We start from the raw sequence: 23,411 nt of genomic DNA on the forward strand, positions 1-23,411 counted from the left end.
TCACGCTGAACGTGCGCTGATATGAGTGAGTGACGCGGAGCGTCACAGGATGTATTCCCACGCAGAGCGTGGGAACAATCCAACGCCACCGCGTCGGTTTTTAGTTCACCGTCAGAATCGGGCTGCCCAGCTTCTCCAGCAACGTCGCCTGGGCGCTGCGCGGGTTCTGGTTGCCGGTCGGGGTGTTGCGCACGTAGCGCCCGTCCGACTGCAGGCTCCAGCTGTGGGTGTTATCGGTGAGATAACTTTCCAGCTCCTTCTTGACCCGCATGATCAGTTTCTTGCCTTCCACCGGGAAGCAGGTCTCCACACGCTTGTCGAGGTTGCGCTCCATCCAGTCGGCACTGGAGAGGAACATCTGCTCCTCGCCGCCATTGAGGAAGTAGAACACCCGCGTGTGCTCCAGGAAGCGCCCGATGATCGAACGCACGTGGATGTTATGGGATACCCCGGCGATGCCCGGCCGCAGGCAGCACATGCCACGCACCACCAAATCGATACGCACACCCGACTGGCTGGCCTTGTACAGCGCGCGGATGATCTTCGGATCGGTCAGCGAGTTGAACTTGGCGATGATGTGCGCCGGCTTGCCTTCGAGGGCGAACTGGGTCTCGCGGGCAATCATGTCGAGCATGCCCTTCTTCAGGGTGAACGGCGCGTGCAGCAGTTTCTTCATGCGCAGGGTCTTGCCCATGCCGATCAACTGGCTGAACAGCTTGCCGACGTCTTCACACAACGCGTCGTCGGAGGTCAGGAGGCTGTAGTCGGTGTAGAGCTTGGCGTTGCCGGCGTGGTAGTTGCCGGTGCCCAAGTGGGCGTAGCGCACGATCTCACCGGCTTCGCGGCGCAGGATCAGCATCATCTTGGCGTGGGTCTTGAAGCCGACCACGCCGTAGATCACCACCGCACCGGCCGCCTGCAGGCGGCTGGCCAGTTGCAGGTTGGACTCTTCGTCGAACCGCGCCCGCAGTTCAATCACCGCCGTCACTTCCTTGCCGTTACGCGCGGCGTCTACCAGCGCATCGACGATTTCCGAGTTGGCGCCGGAGCGGTACAGGGTTTGGCGCACAGCCAGCACGTGCGGGTCCTTGGCGGCCTGGCGCAGCAGGTCGACCACCGGGGTGAAGGACTCGAACGGGTGCAGCAGCAGAATGTCCTGCTTGCTCACCACACTGAAGATGTTCTCGCTGTTTTGCAGCAGTTTCGGGATCTGCGGGGTGAACGGCGTGTATTGCAGCTCCGGGTGGCTGTCCAGGCCAGTAATGCTGAACAGGCGCGTCAGGTTCACCGGGCCATTGACCTGGTACAGCTCGGTCTCGCTCAGGTTGAACTGCTTGAGCAGGTAGTCTGACAGGTGTTTCGGACAGGTGTCCGCCACTTCCAGGCGCACCGCATCACCGTAGCGACGGGAGAACAGCTCGCCGCGCAGGGCGCGGGCCAAGTCTTCGACGTCTTCGGAGTCCAGCGCCAGGTCGGCGTTACGGGTCAGGCGGAACTGGTAGCAGCCCTTGACCTTCATGCCCTGGAACAGGTCATCGGCGTGGGCGTGGATCATCGACGAAAGGAATACATAGTTATCGCCAGCGCCCCCCACCTCTTCCGGTACCTTGATGATCCGTGGCAACAGGCGCGGTGCCGGAATGATCGCAAGGCCCGAGTCGCGACCGAAGGCATCGATACCTTCCAGCTCGACGATGAAGTTCAGGCTCTTGTTCACCAGCAGCGGGAACGGGTGCGTCGGGTCGAGGCCGATGGGGGTGATGATCGGCGAGATTTCGTCGCGGAAGTAGCGGCGCACCCAGGTCTTGATCTTGGTGGTCCAATGACGGCGCCGGATGAAGCGCACGTGATGCTTTTCCAGTTCCGGCAGCAGGATGTCATTGAGGATCGCGTATTGGCGGTCCACGTGGCCGTGTACCAGCTCGCTGATGCGGGCCAGGGCCTGATGCGGTTGCAGGCCGTCGGCACCGGCTTGTTCACGGGCGAACGTGATCTGCTTCTTCAGGCCGGCGACACGGATCTCGAAGAACTCGTCCAGGTTGCTGGAGAAGATCAGCAGGAATTTCAGCCGCTCCAGCAACGGATAGGACTCATCCAGTGCCTGTTCCAGCACGCGGATGTTGAATTGCAGTTGTGACAGCTCGCGATGGATGTACAGGCTGCTGTCATCCAGGTTGGTAACCGCAACCACCGGTACCGGCGCGGCAGCGGGCGCTTCGGCCACCACGGCAGGCGGGGCCGGCTCCAGCTCCGGCGGGGTCTCGGTAGCTTGTTCGACCACCGGGTGAGCGTCTTTTACGGCAACTTCTGTGAGTCCTTCGGTATTCATCGAGTGTTCCTGTGAGGGCTAGTGTTGCTCTCTAAGCAATTGGGCAGCGCGGGCGGCGAAGTAAGTCAGGATGCCATCGGCACCCGCGCGTTTAAAGGCAGTCAGGGATTCAAGGATCACCCCTTCACTCAACCAACCATTCTGGATCGCGGCCATGTGCATGGCGTATTCACCGCTGACCTGATAGACAAAGGTCGGCACCTTGAATTCCTCTTTGACCCGATAAAGGATGTCGAGGTACGGCATCCCGGGCTTGACCATCACCATGTCGGCGCCTTCGGCCAGGTCCGCGGCCACTTCGTGCAGGGCTTCGTGGCTGTTGGCCGGGTCCATCTGGTACGAGGCCTTGTTGGCCTTGCCCAGGTTCAGCGCCGAACCCACCGCATCGCGGAACGGGCCGTAATAGGCGCTGGCGTACTTGGCCGAGTAGGCCATGATGCGCACGTTGACGTGACCGGCCAGCTCCAGGGCTTCGCGAATCGCCTGGATGCGACCGTCCATCATGTCCGAGGGGGCCACCACCTGGGCGCCCGCTGCGGCGTGGGACAAGGCCTGTTTTACCAGCGCATCAACGGTGATGTCGTTCTGAACATAGCCTTCTTCGTCGAGAATGCCATCCTGCCCGTGGGTGGTGAACGGGTCCAGCGCCACATCGGTAATCACCCCCAGCTCCGGAAAGCGTTCACGCAAGGCGCGGGTGGCGCGCTGGGCGATGCCGTCGGGGTTCCAGGCTTCGGCGGCGTCCAGGGACTTGAGCCCGGACGGCGTGACCGGGAACAGCGCCAGCGCCGGAATCCCCAGTTCAACCCAGCTCGCGGCCTCTTCGAGCAGCAAATCAATGGTCAAGCGCTCCACGCCCGGCATCGACGCCACCGCTTCCCGACGATTTTCACCGTCCAGCACAAACACCGGCAGGATCAGATCATTCACCGTCAGCACGTTTTCACGCACCAGGCGCCGGGAAAAATCATCACGACGGTTGCGACGCAGACGAGTGGCGGGAAACAGGCGGTTGGCGGGGGTAAAGCTCACGGCAGACTCCTGAGCCCGGCTTGACGGGCGAGCGTGACAGTTATAAGCGGCCATTATGACGAAGGAATTACAGTTGTGGTTAGCTCATGCGCCGTAAGGCAACCGGCGTGCGACCTGTAGTCGCATTCGTCGTTTATGTAGGAATTGTTCACTTCGTGACACATCTCGATACTTTCATGAATGTTCACGAAGGCGTAGGCTGCGCGTTCATTTCGCCAGCACCCAGACCATGCTTCAACAATTTCTGCATGACTTCGGCTACTTTGCGCTGTTCCTAGGCACCTTCTTCGAAGGCGAAACCATCCTGGTTCTCGCAGGCTTCCTGGCGTTCCGTGGATACATGGATATCAACCTGGTGGTGGTCGTTGCCTTTTTCGGCAGCTACGCCGGCGACCAGTTGTGGTACTTCCTGGGACGCAAGCACGGCCGCAAACTGTTAGCGCGCAAGCCGCGCTGGCAACTGCTGGGCGACAAGGCCCTGGAGCATATTCGCAAGCACCCGGACATCTGGGTGCTGAGCTTCCGGTTTGTCTACGGTTTGCGCACGGTGATGCCGGTGGCCATTGGTTTGTCGGGCTACCCGCCGGGTCGCTACCTGTTGCTCAACGGGATTGGCGCCGCCGTGTGGGCCGCTGCGCTGGGCGCTGCGGCTTACCATTTCGGCGCGGTACTGGAAGGCATGCTGGGCAGCGTCAAGAAATACGAGCTGTGGGTGCTGGGCGCACTGCTGGTGCTGGGCCTGGGCTTGTGGATTCGCCGGCGCGTCAAGAACGCCCGCCTGACCCGCGAAGCCTGTGCCGCCGAGAAGGTTCGCCTGGCGGCCGGCGAACCTGAAAAAGCCGAAAAGCCTACGACGCCAGTCGAGTAAGCCGGTCTCTGCAACAGTAGAGGCCGATGCCGCTGAGCAAGCTGTAACTGACCAGCCCCAGCCAGCCCAACGCGCTGGCCGGCCACAGCCCCACCAGCGGCGCCAGCCACACCAAAGGCACATTCAGTGCCAGGCGCAGCAGTTCAGCCTTCAACGCCCACGGGCGGTTCTCCAGCGCCACCCCCAGGGTAAACAACCCCAATGCCATCGCGCTCCAGCCCAACACCAGGGCAGCGGTCGGCAAGCCCTCGCCGAAATTCATCAGGTAGCTGCCAAAACCCACGTACGCGGCAAACTGCAGCGCGATGTAAATCTGTTGGCGCCCATCCAGCGGCACCTCGAACTTGCGGAACTGGCTCAAGTCCGGCTTGGCCATCGGGTACTTTGCCGCCACATCCGCCGGGCGCCAACCGGTGCGCATGAACCAGATCCGCAGCTTGTCCCACCCACTTTCGGTGCGCCGTGCATCACTCCACAGCTGCGCATAAAACTGCAGGTTGGCCCACAGCGGGTTCCAACTGGCCAAGGGCGTGGTCACGCCAAAGATTACCGGCTCGTTATCGTCTTCTTCCTGGAAGGAGCCAAACAGGCGGTCCCAAATAATGAACACCCCGCCGTAGTTGCGATCCATGTAGAGAGCGTTCTGTGCATGGTGGGCCCGATGATTGGATGGCGTGACGAAGAACCACTCGTACCAGCCGAGCTTCGGCACATGCCGCGTATGCACCCAGAATTGATACAGCAGGTTGAGGGACGCCACGCTGATAAACACCACCAGCGGCACGCCCAACACGGCCAGCGGCAAGTAGAAGATCCAGCTCAGCAGGAAGCCGGTGCTGGTCTGGCGCAAGGCGGTGCTGAGATTGTAGTCCTCGCTCTGGTGATGCACGGAATGCGCGGCCCAGAGGATGTTGCGCTCATGGCCCATGCGATGCAGCCAGTAGTAGCAGAAGTCATAGAACACAAAGGCGAACACCCAGGTCCAGACGCTTTGGGCCGACAGCTCGATGATTGCCAGGTGCTTGAGCGCGAAGGCGTAGGTAAGGATGCCCACACCTTTGGTGAGCAACCCCGTGGTGGTGGACAGCACGCCGGTGCTGAGGCTGTTGATGGCGTCGGCCACCCGGTAGTTGCGTTGGCCGCGCCGGTAGTCGGCCAGCAGCTCGACCACGATCAAGGCAATGAAAAACGGTACCGCGTAAGGGACGAAGTCCATGGGCAAGTCCGGTCAATTATTGTTACATCTAGAGTAGGTGTAGCGGCTGGATATCCCATTGGCAATGAGTGACAAATGAGTAGACATTTAACGCCATGAATCAGGAGAAATGCCCATGAGCAAAAAGATTGCAGTGATCCTTTCCGGCTGTGGCGTGTACGACGGTGCCGAGGTTCATGAAAGCGTGATCACCCTGCTGCGCCTGGACCAGCGCGGCGCCGAGGTGCAGTGTTTTGCGCCGAACATTGCCCAGTTGCATGTGATCAACCACCTGACGGGCGAGGAGATGCCCGAGTCGCGCAATGTGCTGGTGGAGTCGGCGCGCATTGCCCGTGGCGAGGTGAAGGACATTCGTGAGGCCAACGCCGAGGATTTCGACGCACTGATCGTGCCCGGGGGGTTTGGCGCGGCGAAAAACCTGTCGAACTTTGCCGTGGAAGGCGCCGGGTGCAGCGTCAACCCGCAGGTGCTGGAACTGGCCGAGGCGTTTGCCGAAGCGGGCAAGCCCGTCGGGCTGATCTGCATCTCGCCGGCGCTGGCAGCGAAGATCTATGGCCCAGGCGTGACCTGCACCATCGGCAATGACGCCGACACCGCAGCCGCCATGGACAAGATGGGCGCCACCCACCAGGAATGCGCGGTCGACGACATCGTCGAAGACAAGGCGCGCAAGCTGGTGAGTACCCCGGCCTACATGCTGGGCAAACGCATCAGCGAAGTGGCGTCAGGCATCAACAAGCTGGTGGACCGGGTGCTGGAACTGACCCACGAGAACGATTAGGCCTTCATCAGCCGGGTCAGAATCCGATCCAGCGAATTGGCAAACGCCTGCTTGTCCTTGTCCCCATGGGGCGGCGGGCCACCGCCCATCTGGCCCTGTTCCCGCAGATCGGTGAACAGGTTACGCACCGCCAGCCGCTCGCTCATGTTCTGCGGGCTGAACTCCTTGCCTCGTGGGTCGAGCGCAGCCACGCCATTCTTCACCAAGCGGTCGGCCAACGGCACATCGCTGCAGATCACCAGGTCACCGGGCACGGCGTGCTCCACCAGGTAGTCATCGGCCGCGTCCGGGCCGCTGGGCACCACGATCAACTTCACGCACGAGAAGCTCGGCTTGATCTGGCTCTGCCCGGCCACCAGCACCACTTCGAACTGGCGCTTGAGGGCGAACTTCACCACCTGATCCTTGGCCGCCCGGGGGCAGGCGTCTGCATCGATCCACACGCGCATGGTTAAGCCACCACCCGGCGCTTTTCAGCGAGCCGGCTGCGACCGTACAGCACCACAATCGCCAGGATCGCCACAGCCTGGGCGCTCAGGGAATAGGCATCGGCGTGAATGCCCAGCCAGTCGAAGTCAAAGAACGCGACCGGCCGGGTGCCGAAGATCCCGGCTTCCTGCAACGCCTTGACGCCATGCCCGGCGAATACCACCGACAGCGCGCACAGCAACGCCGCGTTGATGCCGAAGAACAGCGCCAGCGGCAGTTTCGCCGAGCCCCGCAGAATCACCCAGGCCAGGCCCACCAACAGCACCAGCGCCGTGGCGCCACCGGCCAATACCGCGTTGTGCCCCGCAGGGCCGGCCTGCAACCACAGGGTTTCGTAGAACAGGATCACTTCGAACAGCTCGCGGTACACCGAGAAGAACGCCAGCATCGCAAAACCGAAGCGCCCGCCACCGCCTACCAGGCTGCTCTTGATGTAGTCCTGCCAGGCGGCCGCGTGACGGCGGTCGTGCATCCACACCCCGAGCCACAGCACCATCACGCTGGCAAACAGCGCCGTGCAGCCTTCCAGCAACTCGCGCTGGGCGCCGCTGACGTCGATCACATAAGCCGCCAACGCCCACGTCGCCAAGCCGGCCAACAGCGCCAGGCCCCAGCCGACGTTGACGCTGCGCACCGCCGATTGCTGGCCGGTGTTACGCAGGAACGCGAGAATCGCCGCCAACACCAGGATCGCTTCCAGGCCTTCGCGCAGCAGGATCAGCAAACCGGAGATGTAGCTCAGGGACCAGCTCAAGCCATCGCTGCCCAGCAGGCCGGCCGACTCGGTGAGCTTGCCCTTGGCCACATCCAGGCGCTGCTGCACTTGCTCGATCGGCAAGCCGTCCTGCAATGACTGCCGGTAGGCCATCAGGGCCTTTTCGGTGTCCTTGCGCACGTTGGCATCAACGTTATCGAGGGAGCTTTCAACCAGCTCGAAACCTTCCAGGTAGGCGGCTACCGACAGGTCGTAGGCCTGCTCGTGCTCGCCATTGCGGAACGCGGCGAGGCTTTTGTCGAGGGTGGCCGCGGTGTAATCAAGCAACTGCGCCGGGCCACGCTTGACCTGCGGCGGTTGGGCGCGCTGGGCGCGGAAGGTGGCAACTGCGCCGGGACCTTCGGCAGCCAGCACTTCGTTGGGGGTCTGGCGCGCGAGGTCGGCGAGGTTGAAGGACTTTTCACTGTTCGCGGCAGCCGGGTCGGCGGTGAAGCCGGCGATATAGGTCGCCAGGTCCCAGCGCTGGCGGTCGTCCAGTTGATCGGCAAACGACGGCATGTCGGTGCCTTCCACGCCCAGACCCAGGGTGTTGTAGATCGCGTAGAGGCTCAAGCGATCGAGGCGTGCAGCGTCCCGCAGGTTGGCGGGCGGCGGCGTCATGCCCACGCTTGCGGGGCCATCGCCGGCGCCTGTGGCGCCGTGGCACACCGAGCAGTTCTGCGCGTACAGCGGCGCACCGCGCGTCGGATCGGGGGTAATGGCCGGGGCCTGGCTGACTTCATAGGCCACTGCCAACTTGGCGCCCAATTGCCGGGCCTGGTGCGCAACCACCGCGCCGTCCTGATGGGCCGTTACGGCGGCCAGCAGTTCATCCACGCCTTTGATCAGTTCGGCGCGCTCGGGCTTTTCCGGTAGATCGGCCACAAGCCCCTGCAACACCCCGAGAAACTCTACCTGTTCACGGTATTCGGAATCATCGATAACCTTGCCCGCCTCCACTGTCGGGGGGTAGTCCGCACCGATGTAGTCCAGTAAATGCAGGGCTTGGGGCGCGCCCTCGGCAGTTGCAGCCAGCAGGTTGAAACTGCACGACATCAACGCCGGCAGCACCAGCCAGGCAAGAAAACGGAAGGGGGCAATCATGAATGGATCTCAAATGGAAATACGAAGTAACACATTGTCAAACCTTACGGGGTTTGACTCAAGTTGTAAGTGATGTGGGCCTGGGTTTACCAAGAGGCGGATGATGGCCTCGTTACCGGAAAATGGATCCAAAAGGCCATTGTTTTGCCAGTAATCGGGCTTATAATGCCGCGCCTTCGTTATTGCGAAATGGCATTTTCGCTCCTCTTTTTATGAGGAATTGGCAGGATGCAACGCCTTCCTGCCATTGGTGATTCGGCCCGACCAGCACATTCGGCCGATTACGTTCAGGGAAGAAGCTCTTCGATGGCATCTCGCGCCTTTACCTCGCTCGCGCTCGCGGCAGTGACCTTGCTGTCCGGTTGTTCGATGTTTCGCAGCTACGACACCGAGCTGCAAGCCACCAATCAGCAGTTGGCCACCGGCAACGTCGACGCCGCGCTGACGCTGCTTGAGAAGAACAACACCGGCGACGACAAGGACCTTCTCTACTACTTCGAAAAGGGTGAGTTGCTGCGCGCCAAGGGCGACCTGACCGGCAGCCAGGTCGCCTGGCGCAGCGCCGACCTGCAAGTCTACAAGTGGGAAGAGTCGGTCAAGTTCGACACCGACAAGTACCTCGCGCAGTTCGGCGCCTTCCTGGTCAATGACAAGGTCCGCCGCTACGAAGGCTACGACTACGAAAAGGTCATGCTGACCACCCAGATGGCCCTGAACCTGCTGGCGCTGAATGACTTCGACGGTGCCCGCACCGAGATCAAGAAGACCCACGAACGCGAAGCGGTGATTGCCGACCTGCGGGACAAGGAATACCTCAAGAGCGAAAACGAGGCCGAGCGCCAGGGCATCGCGACCCAGTTCAAGGACCTGCGCGGCTACCCGGTGGAAAGCCTCAACGCCCCTGAAGTGGTAGGCCTGAAGAACAGCTACCAGAGCGCGTTCAGCCACTATCTGGCCGGATTCGTCTACGAAGCCCTGGGCGAAAAAGACCTGGCCGCACCGGGTTATCGCAAGGCCGCCGAACTGCGCCCCAACACACCGCTGCTGGAACAGGCCCTGCTCGACCTGGACAAATCCAAGGTCGGTGCGGACGAGACTGACGTGCTGATCGTGGTGCAAAGCGGCCTGGCGCCGGCCCGCGACTCGATTCGCCTGCCGTTGCCGATCCCCATCGACGGCCACCTGGTGATCACGCCACTGTCGTTCCCGGTGATCAAGCCCGACACCTCGACCGCGCCCTTCGCCCAGATCGGTGTCGACGGCCGGCAACAGAACCTCACTGCCCTCAACAGCACCACCGCCATGTCCCGCCGCGCCCTGCGGGATGACATGCCGGGGATCATCCTGCGCACCACCGTGCGCGCCGTCACTCGCGGCATCACCCAGAACAACCTGAACAAGACCAACCCGATGGCGGGCCTGGTACTCGGTATTGCCTCGGCCGTCACCGAAGGCGCCGACACCCGCACCTGGCGCACCCTGCCGGACATGACCCAGGTGACACGCCTGCGCCTCAAGCACGGCGAGCATCAGGTCAGCCTGCCCAACGCCCTGGGCGGCACGCTGGTGACGGTCAAGGCCGATCAACGCTACCAGGTGATCACCCTGCGCGTGGTCGGCAACCAGGTCTTCGCCGGCGGTCTTGCAGCCCACGTGGTGCAGAACAATCCGGCCCAGGCCGTCGCCACTCTCAAACAACCTTAAGGAGCACGCTATGCGTCATTTCATCCTCGGCGCCCTGGCGCTGGTCCTGCTGGCCGGTTGCGCCACCCCGCCACCGCCGGAACCCGGAAGCGCCGCGAGCAAGATCGTGGTGATGGGCAAGTTCAAGGGCATCGCCGTCGGCGCCATCCGGGTCGCCCGGGAAAACGGCTTCCTGACCGCCAAGGTGCAGTTGAGCAACATCACCAGCAGCAACCAGATGATGTATTACCGCTTCGCCTGGCTGGGTGCCGACGGTTTCCCGGTGGGTGATGAAGAGACCTGGAAGGTGCTGAACCTCTACGCAAACCAGGCGACTTTCCTGCCGGCCATCGCCAACCTGCCCCAGGCTGCCGACTTCCGCCTTGAAGTGAAGACGCCTTGATCCACCCACTCATTCAGTTTCAGAGAGACATCCCCATGTTTGCACGCTTCTCGTTCCTCGCCGTGGTGGCCGTCCTGGCCAGCGGCTGCGCCAACACCTCGCCAGTCCTGGGCGGTAAAAACATCAGCTACGGCGACAGCAAGGCCGTGGAACTGGTGACCAACGAGTTCGGCTCCACCGACCTGCAGATGATCGCCGAAAGCATGACCCGCTCCCTGGCCCAGTCCGGCATCCTGCAAGGCCGCCCGGTGGTGCAGGTGTATGACGTGAAGAACAAGACCAGCGAGTACATCGATACCCGCGAGATCACCACGTCGATCAAGACCCAGCTGATGAAGACCGGCACCGCCCGCTTCGCCAGCGACAACACTGACATGCAAAGCCAGGTCGACCAGCTGAAGCTGCAGAACCAGAGCGGCCTGTACAAGAAGTCGACCGTCAGCAAGACCGGCAACATGGTCGCCGCCAAGTACCGCCTGGAAGGCTCCATCAGCTCCATCGTCAAGCGCAGCTCGGACTACAAGGACGTGTTCTACAAGTTCAGCCTGCAACTGGTCGACGTCGAAAGCGGCCTGGCCGAATGGATGGACGAAAAAGAAATCCGCAAGACCACGGAGCGCTAAGCAATGCGTGCATGGATCGGCATGATCGGCCTGCTGTGCGCCTTTGGCGCCTCGGCCGCACCGAAGATCGCGGTAACCGACCTGGCCTACGAGGCTCGCGTGGAGGAGTACATCCACCAGGTCGCGGCCAGTAATAATTTCCAGGCCAGCGCCTACAACGCCAGCGGCGGCTCGAGCTACAGCGAGTACGAAAGCCGTACCAGCTACATCGAGCAGACCGAGCTGCGCAAGTTCAGCGGCGACATCAAGGGGGAAATCCTCAAGTCGCGGCAGTTCCAGCTGGTGCAGGGCACGCCTTACACCGCGGACGCCAAGGGCGATGTGTATGACGTGATCAAGCGGATCAAGGCCGGTAACTTCAAGGGTGCGGACTACGTGCTGTTCGGCACCTTGTCGGACATCGACTTCACCCAGGACATCAACGCGCTGGACCACACCAACAGCTACTCGGCGGTGCTGGGCCTGACGCTGGTGGCGGATTTCAGCCTGATCAACACCCGCACCTTTGAGATCACCTCGGCGTTTACCGCCATGGGCGAAGGCCAGGACACCAAGCTGGTGAACAACCGTGACGTGCGCGTGAGCCTGAACCGGCCTCGCGTGGTGCGGGAAGTGTCGAAGGCGTTGGGCGAGGATGTGGCGCGGCAGTTGGCCGAACAACTCGGCGGTGGTTATCAGGAAGCACCTGGACAGCCTGCATTGCGCAATAACCTGCCACGGGATGAAGCGCCGAAGATCCTGCGCTGAACGAAAATCCCGCTACCGACATAAAACCAATGTGGGAGCGGGCTTGCTCGCGAATGCGGTGGGTCAGTCAATACATCTGGTGACTGACACTGCGCATTCGCGAGCAAGCCCGCTCCCACATTTTTTGATCCGGTTTCGTCAGTTACGCCGTTGCGCGATGCAGACTTGCGAGAAAGCCCGCCGCACCAACGAACAACCCGGCAAACGTACGGTTCATGCGTTTCTGCTGCTTCGGTGTGCGCAACAGGCGCAACACTTTCGAGGCGAGCCCGGTGTAGCCGGCCATCACGATCATGTCCACGCAGATCATTGTCGCACCCAGGATCAGGTATTGGTTCAGCAGCGGCGCCTGCGGGTTCACGAACTGCGGCAGCACCGCCAGCATGAACACCAGGGCCTTGGGGTTGCTGGCGTTGACCAGGAACCCGCGGAACATCATCGCCATCGGCTTGCCGATCGGGCGAATCGCCCCGTCATCGCTCAGGTCGGTTGGCAGCGCGCGCCATTGCTTGATGGCCAGGTACACCAGGTACGCTACGCCAAACCATTTGATCGCATAAAACGCGGTGGAGGATGCGGCAAGAATCGCCCCCAGGCCACCGGCGACCACGGCAATCTGCATCGCCAGGCCCAATTGCAGGCCCAGGGCGTTCCAGTAACCGCGCAGGAAACCGTATTGCAGGCCGCTGGACATCGACGCAATGGCACCGGCGCCAGGGGAAAGACTGATGATCCAACTGGCCAGGAAAAAGGCCAGCCATGTGTCGAGCGCCATTACACACCTCAGAGCTTAGTTTGCTGAATGTTTCTAAACTAACGCTGCCGGCTGAGAAATGGCTAGAAAAATTTTGGGGTGCGCCTTTGTGGCGAGGGGGCTTGCTGTGGCGAGGGAGCTTGCTCCCGCTGGAGTGCGTAGCGCTCCCGGCTTTTTTTGGGGCTGCTACGCAGCCCAGCGGGAGCAAGCTCCCTCGCCACAGGTTAAGGCAGCACGTCGCTGCCGCGCCAACGGCGCACCGAGCGCTGGAAGAACAGGCTGTTGGGCACTTGCACCATGACACTGCCGGTACCGGCCTCTTCCACTTCGATCAGCGTGGTGTAGAGCAGGTTGATCGCCACCACCCGGCCTTTGACGCCGGGCTTGTCGACGGTGTCCACCAACTCGACCACATCGCCCAGGCGGAACGGCCCGACGGTGAAGATCAGGATGGCGCACAGCAGGTTGGACAACACCGACCACATGGCGAAGAACGCGACCGCAGCCACCGCCACAAAACCCGACAACGCCGTCCACAACACCGTGGCAGAGACGCCCAGGCGCTCCAGCACGAAGATCAGCGCGCTGCCCATGATCAGCCAGCGCAGGCCGCCGCGCAGCGGCATCAGCAACTGCGGCGGGAACGGATAACGTTCCCCCAGGCGGTTCAGGCATTTGGCGACGAAACGCTGGGCGAGATAGCCGGCCAGCAGGATCAGCAGAATCTGTACGGCCACCCAGATCGGCGCGATCCATTGGGCCGGCAGCGGCAGTTGCAGCGCTTCCATCAGGACAGCGCCTCCAGCTCCGCTTGCAAGGATTCCAGCAGTTCGAGGGCTTCCATCCAGGTCTCCTCCAACTGCGCTTCACGTACCTTGAGCTTGGCCTGTTCGGCCAGCAGGTCGCGCAATTCATCCTTGCGGGCCGGCTCGTAGACGGCGCTGTCACCCAGGCTGGTTTCGATCTTCGCCAGCTTCTCGTGGATCTTGCCCAATTCGGCTTCCAGCTTGTCCGCTTCACGCTTGTGCGGGGCCAGTTGCTGACGCAATGCAGCCGCGGCCTGGCGCTGGGCCTTCTTGTCGGTCTTGTCCGGGTTGACCGGCGTGTTGCTGACCGGCGCGTTGCGCAGGCGGTAGTCCGACAGCCAACGGGCATAGTCTTCCAGGTCGCCGTCGAATTCCTCGACCTTGCCATCAGCCACCAGCAGGAAGTTATCCGTGGTGCTCTTGAGCAGGTGGCGATCGTGAGACACCACCAGTACCGCGCCGCTGAATTCCTGCAGGGCCATGGTCAACGCCAGGCGCATTTCCAGGTCGAGGTGGTTGGTCGGTTCGTCGAGCAGCAACAGGTTTGGCCGGTCCCAGGCGATCAGGGCCAGGGCCAGGCGGGCCTTTTCGCCACCGGAGAAATTCAGCACCGGCTCATCAATGCGCGCACCACGGAAGTCGAAACCACCGAGGAAGTCCCGCAGGGTCTGTTCGCGTTCGGTCGGCGCCAGGCGCTGCAGGTGCAGCAGCGGGCTGGCCTTGGCGTCGAGGGAGTCCAGCTGGTGCTGGGCGAAGTAGCCCACCACCAGGTTCTCACCGCGCACCAGGCGACCGGCCAGGGGCTGCAATTCGCCCGAGAGGTTTTTGATCAAGGTCGACTTGCCCGCGCCGTTGGGGCCAAGCAGGCCGATCCGCGCGCCAGGGGTGAGCTGCAACTTGACCTTCTCGAGGATGGTCTTGTCGCCATAGCCCAGGCGGGCATCGGAAAGGTCCAGCAACGGGCTGGAGATTTTCACCGACTCGCGGAACACAAAGTCGAACGGTGAATCGACGTGGGCCGCCGACAGTTCTTCCATGCGCTCCAGGGCCTTGATCCGGCTCTGGGCCTGACGGGCCTTGGTGGCCTGGGCCTTGAACCGGGCGATGTAGCTTTCCATGTGCGCGCGCTGCGCCTGCTGCTTCTCGTAGGCCTGCTGTTGCTGGGCCAGGCGTTCGGCACGGGCGCGTTCGAAGGCGCTGTAGCCGCCGCGGTACAGGGTGATTTTCTTCTGGTCGACGTGGGCAATGTTGTCCACCACGGCGTCGAGGAAATCCCGGTCGTGGGAAATCAGCAGCAAGGTGCCCGGGTAGCTTTTCAGGAAGTCTTCCAGCCACAGGATCGCATCGAGGTCCAAGTGGTTGGTCGGTTCATCGAGCAGCAACAGGTCCGAGGGGCACATCAGTGCCTGGGCCAGGTTCAGGCGCATGCGCCAGCCACCGGAGAAGTCGGCGACCGGGCGGTCCATCTGTTCGTTGGTAAAGCCAAGGCCGGCAAGCATCTTGCGCGCACGCGCGTCGGCGGTGTAGCCGTCGGCGCTGTCCAGTTCCGAGTGCAGGCGGGCCTGTGCGGCGCCGTCCTGGGCTTTCTCGGCCTCGGCGAGGTCGTGTTGCACCTGGCGCAGGCGCAGGTCGCCATCGAGCACGTAGTCGATCGCAATGCGGTCGAGGGTGTCGATCTCCTGGCGCATATGGGCGATGCGCCAGTCGGCCGGCAGCAGACAATCCCCGGAGTCGGGAGTCAGCTCACCCAGCAGCAAGGCGAACAACGTGGATTTGCCGGCGCCGTTGGCACCGATCAGGCCGGCTTTGTGACCGGCGTGCAGGGTCAGCTCGGCGTCTTCGAGAAGACGTTGCGGGCCACGCTGTAATGTTAGGCTTTGAAGTCGGATCATAATGGCGGCGGAGTCTACCAGCTTCGTTGGCCGCTGGCTTGGGTGTGAATATGTGCGCTGACCTGTGGAGCTTTGCCCTCTCGACTTACGCCCGCCCGGGCGTCGAGGACGCGTGCCTGCGCTTGCAGGCGCAAGGGGCTGATGTGTGCCTGGTGTTGTGCGGGTTGTGGCTGGAGCAGCGGGGTGTGGCGCCGGAAACGTCGCGCTTGCAGGCACTGCGGCAGATCGCCGGGCCGTGGCAGGCGGAGGTGGTTGAACCGCTGCGGCAAGTACGCACGCGATGGCGGGCCATGGCGCAGCAGGATGCTGAGCTGGGAGCGTTACGGGAGCGGGTCAAGGCTTTGGAATTGGATGCAGAAAGGCTGCTGCTATCACGCCTGGAAGGTGTGGCGCAGCGTTGGCCGATGGCCGAGGTGAATCATCAAGCATGGGTTGAAGGACTGGCGGCCGAAGCCGCCAACCTTGACCACGACGCGCTGCATCAGCTGCGCGCCGCGGTTACCGGCACTTAGGAAGCGCTGGTTGGGGTGACGCTTGGCGCTGCCGGTGCAGGCGTGCTGCTGGCCGGAGCGGTTGGCGCTGTGGTGCTGGCAGCAGGTGCAGCCGGGGTCGCAGGCTTTGCAGCTGGAGTAGCTGGTTTGGCTGGTGCTGGCTTGGCGGCGGCAGGTTTAGCGGCTGGTTTGGCAGCAGCAGGTTTGGCGGCCGGCTTGGCAGCTGGTTTCGCAGCAGCAGGTTTAGCGGCYGGCTTCGCRGCTGGTTTTGCAGCAGCAGGTTTAGCGGCTGGCTTSGCGGCTGGTTTYGCAGCAGCRGKTTTAGCGGCTGGCTTCGCRGCTGGTTTYGCAGCAGCAGTTTTAGCGGCTGGCTTGGCAGCTGGTTTTGCAGCAGCGGTTTTAGCAGCTGGTTTTGCAGCTGGTTTTGCAGCAGCAGTTTTAGCCGTTGGTTTGGCAGCCGATTTAGCCGGTGCTTTTGCCGCAGGCTTGGCCGCAGCTTTCGCAGGTGCCTTGGCGGCGACTGCTTTGCTGGCTGGCTTCTTCGCTGCGCTGGCTGCAACGGCCTTAGCCGGAGCACGGGTGCTCAGCACTTTGCCTACAGCTTCCTTCACACGACCAACACCCTGGGCCAATTTCAGGCTCTCGGAAGCATCACGCTTGAGTTGGGAAATGTAGGTGCGGGTTTCGGATTGACGATCCTTGAGGGCGTCGAGCAAGTCCTCAAGTTCTTTGACGGCGTCCTTGGCCTTGGCTTGTGCCTTGGCTTTGCCAGCGGTCGCTGCGCCTTGCAGTTTGGTGCGGGATTTGTGCAGTTTTTCCTGAGCTTTGCCGCGTTGTTTTTCAAGCTTGGCGAGCAACTTCTCAGCATCAGCCAAGGCTTGTGAACAGGCGCTTTCCAAATGTTCGAGCAGGCTGCCCGAAAGTTGTTGGAGCAAATGCAACGGGGTATTTACAGGCTTCTGTTTGGCCGACATGGTTTACCTCCTGGCTGACGTGGGTGCGGCTCATACTAGCCCTCTGCTCTTACCGCCGCTAGGGCATGTTGACAGTATCGATTGGCTTGCGTTGCACCGCACGAAAATTCTTATTGATATAACGAAAATCCACGCCACTTTTTAAGCATTCACACTGGCATAATCCATCGCACTTTCGGCTGGAGAACGCCCATGTCGCGTTACCTTTTTTTAGTGTTGAGCGTGGTGCTTTGCGTGGCCAACGCAAGCGAGAAATCCCCCTCCAAAGATGACCACGACCTGGCCTACAGCCTGGGCGCGAGCCTGGGTGAGCGCCTGCGCCAGGAGATGCCTGGGTTGCAGGTAGAGGCGCTGATCGACGGACTCAAACAGGCCTATCAAGGTAAGCCACTGGCCCTGGACGACACACGCATCGAACAGATCCTTGCCCAGCACGAAGCACAAAACGCGCCGGACAATCGAGCACCACAAAGTGAAAAGGCACTCGCTGCCGAGCAACAATTTTTAGCCAGTGAAAAATCCAAAAGTGGTGTGCGTGAATTGGCAGACGGCATCCTGCTGACCGAACTGACCCCTGGCAGCGGGAAGAAACCGGCGGCCGATGATCGCGTGCAAGTGAATTATGTTGGGCGGTTACCCGACGGGACCGTCTTCGACAAGAGCACACAACCTCAGTGGTTTCGCCTGGACAGTGTGATCAGTGGCTGGCGCAGTGCGTTGCAACAGATGCCGGTGGGCGCGAAGTGGCGCCTGGTGATTCCATCCGACCAAGCCTATGGCGCTGATGGCGCAGGCGAACTGATCCCGCCTTATACGCCGCTGGTATTCGAGATCGAATTGCTCAAGGCGGGCGCCTGAGCCCAAACGAAAAACGGTGCGCAATGCGCACCGTTTTCTTGTGTCGGGGGGAGTCAGGCCTTAGCCGTCAACTCTTCCTTGTGAGCGTTGTGCAGCACTTCGATCAGGCAATCTTCCAGCTCGAAACGCTCGTGAAGCAAACCGCCCAGCTCTTTGAATTTTTCTGCAACGCACTTGCCGGCATCACACAGGTCGTTGAACGCCAGCAGCTTCTCGGTGATGACATCGATGCGCGGGTAAATCGTCTCTGCCAAGTCCAGGCCACGTTGATCGTCGAAAGCCTCGGCCTCTTTGGTCAACTGCTCGTAGACACCGAAGTGCCCCGCCGAGACGTAATCCACCAATACCCCACAGAATTCCTGCAACGGCTTGCGGTTCTCGCTTAGCGCTTCGGGTTTGGCACCGAGAGCATCAAAGGCCCGAACCAGTTCGTGACGCGCTTTCAACCAACCATCGATCAGTTTATGCACCCCACCCCAGCGTTCCTGAGCATTCTGACAACTTTCCAGCATGATGATCTCTCTTCCCTATAGGGGCGCCGCACACTGCCCGCGCAACACTTCAAGGTTAAAGCGGCAACCGGGCAACGGTGCATCGAACAGTCTGTTTCAATAACGCGTGCGGGCCAGATTATGCCCGCATGACTATGGCATCAAGGTACGCAGGAGAGAAAGTTCATACAAGTGTTTAATCCCTTCCTACAACCTGCGGGCACCTCTCAGTGCCGTGCAAGGCCAAAACGCTGGCTCAGCAGCAACCGCGAGAACTGCGCGATGCCAAGGATCAGCATCGCCACGAAGAACAGCAGGCTCCACTCGGGAATACTCAAGTCGAACAGCGTCCAGTTGATTTCCACGCAGTCGACGGTGCCCTTGAAGATCAAGGCCAACGTCTCTCTCAGCGACAGGTTCTCGATCATGGATTGAAGGCCGGGCCAACAGGCAGGCAACTGTTCCGGCGGCGTATTTTGCAGCAGCACCTGGCGTACGGCGGTAATGGCGCCCAGCACTGCACACCCCATGCTCGCCGCCCAATACAGGTAGATCCCGGACCGCTTCGGCCCATGAATCGCCGCCACGAGATTGATCAGCGTGAAGGCAGCCACAAGAATTCGTTGCACCTGGCACAGGAAACAAGGCCGCAAAAGCGCGGCGTATTCCAGGTAAAAGGACGCGCCCAGCGTCAGCGCACCAGCCAGGAACGCCAGGAGGAACAGGGAGCGTGAGGGGGCCAAAGACATTGTTTATCCGCAACGCAAGAGATAGGTAGTTACGGTAGAGGAAAGACCTTACCCCTTTCAATACGCGCCAGAGCAGACGATTCCGCGAGAGCGTAGGGATATCCCGTCAGAAGGCGAGCGATTAAACGCGCGTCTACGTAGGAGTTTACTACAAGCCGTATTGACTACAGCTATTGGGCATTATTGAAGGGTTGGCCACCAGACAATTCTGAGGCAACCCTTACTCTGTTTCCTACTTCAAACCCGTGCCGGCACCGGCAACGGTGACGCCAGCAAACGCTTGTCCAGCAAGCCCAGGCCTTCCTGGAACAACTGGTTGCTGCGCTCGGTGTCGCCCAACTGCGCCAGCAGGCGTGCCAGCTCGGCGCAGGCCTCAGGGTTGCGCTGCACCTGCAGGCTGCTTTCAAGGTAATCCCGCGCCTTGCCCCACAAGCTGTTTTGCAGGCACAGGCGCCCCAGGGTCAGCAGCAGGCTGGCATCGCCTGGATGGTCCTTGAGCCAGCCTTCGGCGAACTTCAACTGCTTCGCCGGATCGCTGCCACGCAGCAGCCCGTAGAGCCGGATCAGATGACTGTCGTACTCGCGCTTGAGGGCACCGCGCAGCACTTCTTCAGCCTTGGCGTCCGCGCCCAACTGGCGCAGTTGTTCGGCGTACGCCAGCACCAGTTGCGGCTCCTGGCGCTGGGCCGAAGTCAGTTGTTGCCAGGCCAGCTCCAGGGATTGCTGCCCGGCCTCGCCCTGCTCTTCGTGCTGGGCAGCCAGGGTCAGGTTCTCGCCCCAGGCGCGTCGCTCCAGGTCGGCCAACTCGGCAGGCGGCAACACCTTGTCCTTGCGCAACTCCGGCAACAGCCGGATTACCGAAGACCAATCGCCACGCTGTTGATACAGCCGCTGCAGTTGGCGCAATACCTGGACGTTATGCGGATGACGCTCATGCATGGCCTGCAGGGTGACCAGGGCGCCATCGGTGTCACCGCGGTCCATCTGCAACTGCGCATGACTCAAGGCTACCGCGAGTTCGGCCTGGGGCTGGCGCTCAAGCGCGCGTTCCAGCAGGCCATCCGCTTCCTCATAACGGCCCTGTTCGTTGGCCGCACGGGCCGCGCCGAGGTAGTAGAGCAATGGCTGGCGTTCGGCTTCGGCCGCACGGTGCAAGTGGCGCTCGGCACTGGCCCAGCGCCCTTCGGCGAGGTCCATCTGGCCCTGCTCGATGGCAACCTGGACCCGACGGCTGCGGTTGCGCCGCGACCACGGATTGACCACGCCACCCGAGGTCAGCACCAGGCCCAGCAGCACCCTGGCCAAATAGATCACCAGGCCGATGGCAAACAACGCCACCAGCGTCGACCACAGCCCGGACTCGTAATGCAGCACATGGGGATAGGTAATCAGCACGTAGCCGGTATGTTTCGAAATGCCCACGGCCAGTGCCAGGGCGATCGCAATCGCCAGCATCAGGATCACATAGAAGCGCTTCATCGGCTTTACTCCTGGGTCGCCGGCTTGCCAGCGGAAGCCTTGGCTTCCTCGGCAGACAGGTGGCGACGGTCAAGGTAAGCCTGCACGGCAGCCAGGCTCGCGGCCAGGTCCGGCGTGACCACCGAGACGGCCTTGGGCTCAAGCTCGGCAATACGGGCCAGCATGGCTTTGCTTTGCGGGTTGTCTTGATTGAAGTTGTCCTGCAACACGCTGCGAGCCTCGCCCAGGGATCGGCTGTACACCGCCGGCTCGCCGTTGAGCGCCGCCCATTGCGCCTGCTCAAGTGCAAGGCTCAGGGCCAGGCGCACCTGGTTCAGGCCTTGCCCTGCCAGGAGCGGGCGAATGTTGTCATCAGGATTGAAGTCGATGCGGAAATACCGCGAGATCTGCGCCCACCACTGACTCCAACGGCTGTCCGTGTCGGTGGTCGGACGCCCATCATTGGCCGCTTCAGGGAGTTGGTATTCCGGCGCGATGGCCGCCAACTGCACGACCTGATCGCGCAATGCCGCCAGTTGCAGGTACAGCCCGGTACGGTCGGGCTGTTCGATATTGCGCAACGCGGCGAGGCTCTTGGCCAACTGCTCACGGGCGGCGTAGGAGCCAGGGTCACTTTGTTCGCGGAGGATTTCGTCAGCGCCCTGGACCAGTGCCTGGGCACTGTTGATGTCCTGCAAGGCGGAAAGACGCAGGCTGGCCAGGCGGATCAAGTGCTCGGCCTCGGCCAGGCGCCAGTCCTGGCGGCTGGCCCCCAGCACGGTTTCCAGGCGCTGGCTCAGGCGTTGTTGATCACCCTGCAATTGCGCCACCAGCCGGCGACGCTCTTCCAGCTCATCGGCGCCGGGCAGTTGCCCCAGACGGGCCGACAGCTGCTGCTGGCTCTGCTTGAGGCTCTGGGATTGGTCGTCCAGGGTTTGCACTTGGCCCAGCTGTTGCTGGCTGCTCGCCTGCAGTGCGCGGACCTGCCAGATCCCCCAGCCACCGGCGGCAACGCCGGCGGCGCCGAGCAACAAGGCCACGATGGCCAGGCCGTTGCCACGGCGCGGGGCGGTGGTGACCGGTGTCTCAACAGGCGCATCAAGCGCGGGCTGAGCTTCATCTTTAGGCAAGGCTGTTGCGCTCACGTATCCATCCTTTGCGTATTAGAGAGTGGGAACGGAAACACTCCGTAACGCCACTAACAAAGCCGCGGCACTGGCGCCACGACAATCCACAACTTCTTTCGCGCCAGCGGCACGCGCCATCTCGGCGACTCGCGGGCTGGGCACGAACAACGGCAGCTGTGCCACCTGGGGCCAATCTGTACCGGCCAGCGCTTGCAGGTGTAAAAAACCCTGCCCACTGCTGACCACCACGCCGTTCAAGCGTTCCACGTTTATGCGCTGGGTCAGCGTTGCACGGTCGTAGTCCGGCAGGAAACGGCGATACAACTCCAGATAGTCGACACTAGCACCTTGCTCGCGTAAACGCTCAGCCAGCAGCTCTCGCCCGCCCTCGCCCCGCAGGATCAGCACCCGGGCGCAGGGCTTCGAGATAGCCTCGCGCAAGGCGACCAGTTCAAGCAAGGCTTCACTGTCGTCGCCGTCGTGGGGATAACTGACATCAAGGCCATGCTCGGCCAACACCTGCGCCGTAGCAGCGCCGACACTGAACCACGGTAACGCCGGCGGTTGCGGCCAGTGTTGAGCCAACAACTGCAAGCCCAGGCGCGCGGCCGGCTTGCTCACCACGATCACCGCGCAATAGCGGTCCAGATCGCGAAAAACAGTCTGTTGTTCAGGCGTGACAGGCAGCGCTTCAACCTCCAGCAACGGCAGGCTGCTGCTGAAAACACCTTCTTCGGATAACGTCGCCGCCAGGGCCGCCGACTCCTCGGCAGGCCGCGTCAGCAGCACACGCCATTGCATCACTGCGGCCCGGCCTCGCCGTACACCGCTTGCAGAATGGCACCGGCGCCTTTTTCCAGCAGTTCCTCGGCGACCTTGATACCCAGGCTGGTGGCCTCGCTTTGCGGCCCGCGAATCTCTGCGGTGAGCAACAACCCACCACTCGGGTCGCCCACCAGGCCACGCAGCCAGAGGTTCTCACCCTCAAGCACGGCGTAACAAGCGATCGGTACCTGGCAGCCACCATTGAGGTGCTTGTTCAGGGCACGTTCGGCGGTGACGCGAATTTCGGTGTCCTGGTGATCCAGCGGCTTGAGCAGCGCATGAATTTCGCTGTCGGCGGTGCGGCATTCAATGCCCACAGCGCCCTGCCCGCCGGCCGGCAAGCTGTCTTCGACGCTGATGGCCGAGGTGATGCGGTCTTCAAAGCCCAAGCGGATCAAGCCGGCTGCCGCGAGAATGATCGCGTCATATTCACCGGCGTCGAGCTTGGCCAGGCGAGTATTGACGTTGCCCCGCAGGAAGCGGATTTGCAGGTCCGGGCGGCGGGTCAGCAACTGCGCCTGGCGACGCAGGCTGGAGGTGCCGACGACGCTGCCCAGCGGCAGCTCATCCAGCGAGGCATAGGTATTGGAAACGAAGGCGTCGCGGGGGTCTTCGCGCTCGCAGATGCAAAAAAGGCCCAGGCCTTCGGGGAAGTCCATGGGCACATCTTTCATAGAATGCACGGCGATGTCGGCTTCGTTCTCCAGCAGAGCGGTTTCCAGTTCCTTGACGAACAGGCCCTTGCCGCCGATTTTCGACAATGGCGAATCAAGCAGCTTGTCGCCGCGACTGACCATGGGCACCAGGGACACCTTCAGGCCAGGATGAGCCTGCTCAAGGCGTGCTTTGACGTATTCGGCCTGCCATAAGGCCAGGGCGCTTTTACGGGTGGCGATGCGGATTTCGCGAGAGGACATGGATCAATCCGTACTGAATAGATACGGCAGATAATAACAG

The 23,411-nt window shown here is 61.9% G+C and carries 23 protein-coding genes; 8 read left to right on the forward strand and 15 right to left on the reverse strand.

Features of this window, described 5'->3' with window-relative positions:
* Positions 1-100 precede the first annotated feature (100 nt).
* Both ppk1 and hemB read right to left on the reverse strand, forming a co-directional pair.
* Positions 101-2,329 (reverse strand): polyphosphate kinase 1, encoded by a 2,229-nt coding sequence (gene ppk1, locus A462_RS01800; RefSeq protein WP_003214009.1) that lies wholly within the window; start codon positions 2,327-2,329, stop codon positions 101-103.
* 18 nt (positions 2,330-2,347) lie between these two features.
* The gene (gene hemB / locus A462_RS01795; protein WP_003214011.1) at positions 2,348-3,361 is read right to left on the reverse strand and encodes a porphobilinogen synthase; all 1,014 of its coding nucleotides are present in this window, start codon (positions 3,359-3,361) and stop codon (positions 2,348-2,350) included.
* 229 nt (positions 3,362-3,590) lie between these two features.
* Here hemB and A462_RS01790 point away from each other — a divergent pair, with 229 nt between their 5' ends.
* On the forward strand, positions 3,591-4,229 hold the full coding sequence (locus A462_RS01790) for a DedA family protein (protein ID WP_003214015.1): 639 nt from the start codon (positions 3,591-3,593) through the stop codon (positions 4,227-4,229).
* Here A462_RS01790 and A462_RS01785 read toward each other — a convergent pair.
* Entirely contained in the window at positions 4,210-5,445 is a 1,236-nt protein-coding gene (locus tag A462_RS01785) for a sterol desaturase family protein (protein ID WP_008439297.1), read from the reverse strand. The genes A462_RS01790 and A462_RS01785 overlap by 20 nt on opposite strands.
* 115 nt (positions 5,446-5,560) lie before the next feature.
* Here A462_RS01785 and elbB point away from each other — a divergent pair, with 115 nt between their 5' ends.
* On the forward strand, positions 5,561-6,226 hold the full coding sequence (gene elbB, locus A462_RS01780; RefSeq protein WP_003214018.1) for an isoprenoid biosynthesis glyoxalase ElbB: 666 nt from the start codon (positions 5,561-5,563) through the stop codon (positions 6,224-6,226).
* On the opposite strand, the gene A462_RS01775 is transcribed toward elbB, so the two are convergent.
* On the reverse strand, positions 6,223-6,675 hold the full coding sequence (locus tag A462_RS01775) for a YaiI/YqxD family protein (protein WP_003214020.1): 453 nt from the start codon (positions 6,673-6,675) through the stop codon (positions 6,223-6,225). The two genes, elbB and A462_RS01775, sit on opposite strands and share 4 nt — an antisense overlap.
* Positions 6,676-6,677: 2 nt before the next feature.
* Positions 6,678-8,573, reverse strand: a complete 1,896-nt coding sequence (locus A462_RS01770) for a cytochrome c/FTR1 family iron permease (protein WP_008439302.1) — start codon at positions 8,571-8,573, stop codon at positions 6,678-6,680.
* A gap of 306 nt (positions 8,574-8,879) precedes the next feature.
* Here A462_RS01770 and A462_RS01765 point away from each other — a divergent pair, with 306 nt between their 5' ends.
* Genes A462_RS01765 through A462_RS01750 form a run of 4 tightly spaced genes read left to right on the forward strand, consistent with a single transcriptional unit; the run spans position 8,880 to position 12,029 of the window.
* Positions 8,880-10,277 (forward strand): COG3014 family protein, encoded by a 1,398-nt coding sequence (locus A462_RS01765; RefSeq protein ID WP_008439303.1) that lies wholly within the window; start codon positions 8,880-8,882, stop codon positions 10,275-10,277.
* A gap of 10 nt (positions 10,278-10,287) precedes the next feature.
* Positions 10,288-10,659, forward strand: a complete 372-nt coding sequence (locus A462_RS01760; RefSeq protein WP_008439304.1) for a YcfL family protein — start codon at positions 10,288-10,290, stop codon at positions 10,657-10,659.
* A gap of 35 nt (positions 10,660-10,694) precedes the next feature.
* Complete coding sequence (gene lpoB, locus A462_RS01755; protein WP_003214026.1) at positions 10,695-11,282, forward strand: penicillin-binding protein activator LpoB; 588 nt, start codon at positions 10,695-10,697, stop codon at positions 11,280-11,282.
* Between the two features lie 3 nt (positions 11,283-11,285).
* A complete protein-coding gene (locus A462_RS01750) occupies positions 11,286-12,029 on the forward strand; it encodes a hypothetical protein (RefSeq protein WP_008439305.1) in 744 nt (247 codons plus the stop codon).
* Between the two features lie 142 nt (positions 12,030-12,171).
* Here A462_RS01750 and A462_RS01745 read toward each other — a convergent pair whose 3' ends face one another.
* The 3 genes from A462_RS01745 to A462_RS01735 all read right to left on the reverse strand — a co-directional run bounded on the left by A462_RS01745 (position 12,172) and on the right by A462_RS01735 (position 15,481).
* The gene (locus A462_RS01745; RefSeq protein WP_008439306.1) at positions 12,172-12,804 is read right to left on the reverse strand and encodes a LysE family transporter; all 633 of its coding nucleotides are present in this window, start codon (positions 12,802-12,804) and stop codon (positions 12,172-12,174) included.
* 203 nt (positions 12,805-13,007) lie between these two features.
* Complete coding sequence (locus A462_RS01740) at positions 13,008-13,571, reverse strand: mechanosensitive ion channel family protein (RefSeq protein ID WP_008439307.1); 564 nt, start codon at positions 13,569-13,571, stop codon at positions 13,008-13,010.
* Positions 13,571-15,481 carry an ATP-binding cassette domain-containing protein gene (locus A462_RS01735; protein WP_003208841.1) on the reverse strand — a complete coding sequence of 637 codons (1,911 nt, stop codon included), beginning with the start codon at positions 15,479-15,481 and terminating at the stop codon, positions 13,571-13,573. Before A462_RS01735 ends, A462_RS01740 begins: the two co-directional genes overlap by 1 nt.
* Positions 15,482-15,531: 50 nt before the next feature.
* On the opposite strand from A462_RS01735, the gene A462_RS01730 reads away from it, so the two are divergent.
* Positions 15,532-15,993 (forward strand): TIGR02444 family protein, encoded by a 462-nt coding sequence (locus tag A462_RS01730; protein WP_008439308.1) that lies wholly within the window; start codon positions 15,532-15,534, stop codon positions 15,991-15,993.
* Here the strand turns inward: A462_RS01730 and A462_RS34525 are convergent.
* Complete coding sequence (locus A462_RS34525) at positions 15,990-16,946, reverse strand: AlgP family protein (protein ID WP_008439317.1); 957 nt, start codon at positions 16,944-16,946, stop codon at positions 15,990-15,992. The two genes, A462_RS01730 and A462_RS34525, sit on opposite strands and share 4 nt — an antisense overlap.
* A gap of 192 nt (positions 16,947-17,138) precedes the next feature.
* On the opposite strand from A462_RS34525, the gene A462_RS01725 reads away from it, so the two are divergent.
* Positions 17,139-17,804, forward strand: coding sequence for an FKBP-type peptidyl-prolyl cis-trans isomerase (locus tag A462_RS01725; RefSeq protein ID WP_008439319.1), 666 nt, complete (start codon positions 17,139-17,141; stop codon positions 17,802-17,804).
* A 53-nt stretch (positions 17,805-17,857) separates the two neighbouring features.
* Here the strand turns inward: A462_RS01725 and A462_RS01720 are convergent, their stop codons facing one another.
* From A462_RS01720 to hemC, 6 genes are all read right to left on the reverse strand, one after another.
* Positions 17,858-18,316: an Rsd/AlgQ family anti-sigma factor gene (locus A462_RS01720; RefSeq protein ID WP_008439329.1), complete on the reverse strand. Its 459-nt coding sequence runs from the start codon at positions 18,314-18,316 to the stop codon at positions 17,858-17,860.
* A gap of 206 nt (positions 18,317-18,522) precedes the next feature.
* Positions 18,523-19,044 carry a disulfide bond formation protein B gene (locus A462_RS01715; RefSeq protein ID WP_003208831.1) on the reverse strand — a complete coding sequence of 174 codons (522 nt, stop codon included), beginning with the start codon at positions 19,042-19,044 and terminating at the stop codon, positions 18,523-18,525.
* A gap of 237 nt (positions 19,045-19,281) precedes the next feature.
* A complete protein-coding gene (locus A462_RS01710) occupies positions 19,282-20,523 on the reverse strand; it encodes a heme biosynthesis protein HemY (protein WP_008439330.1) in 1,242 nt (413 codons plus the stop codon).
* A 5-nt stretch (positions 20,524-20,528) separates the two neighbouring features.
* The gene (locus A462_RS35010; RefSeq protein WP_008439331.1) at positions 20,529-21,647 is read right to left on the reverse strand and encodes a uroporphyrinogen-III C-methyltransferase; all 1,119 of its coding nucleotides are present in this window, start codon (positions 21,645-21,647) and stop codon (positions 20,529-20,531) included.
* Between the two features lie 18 nt (positions 21,648-21,665).
* Positions 21,666-22,433, reverse strand: a complete 768-nt coding sequence (locus tag A462_RS35015; RefSeq protein ID WP_238544273.1) for a uroporphyrinogen-III synthase — start codon at positions 22,431-22,433, stop codon at positions 21,666-21,668.
* Positions 22,430-23,371, reverse strand: coding sequence for a hydroxymethylbilane synthase (gene hemC / locus A462_RS01695; protein ID WP_008439333.1), 942 nt, complete (start codon positions 23,369-23,371; stop codon positions 22,430-22,432). Before hemC ends, A462_RS35015 begins: the two co-directional genes overlap by 4 nt.
* Positions 23,372-23,411: the final 40 nt, after the last annotated feature.

The organism is Pseudomonas sp. Ag1 (assembly GCF_000278565.1).
In the GTDB taxonomy this organism is placed as follows: Bacteria; Pseudomonadota; Gammaproteobacteria; order Pseudomonadales; family Pseudomonadaceae; genus Aquipseudomonas.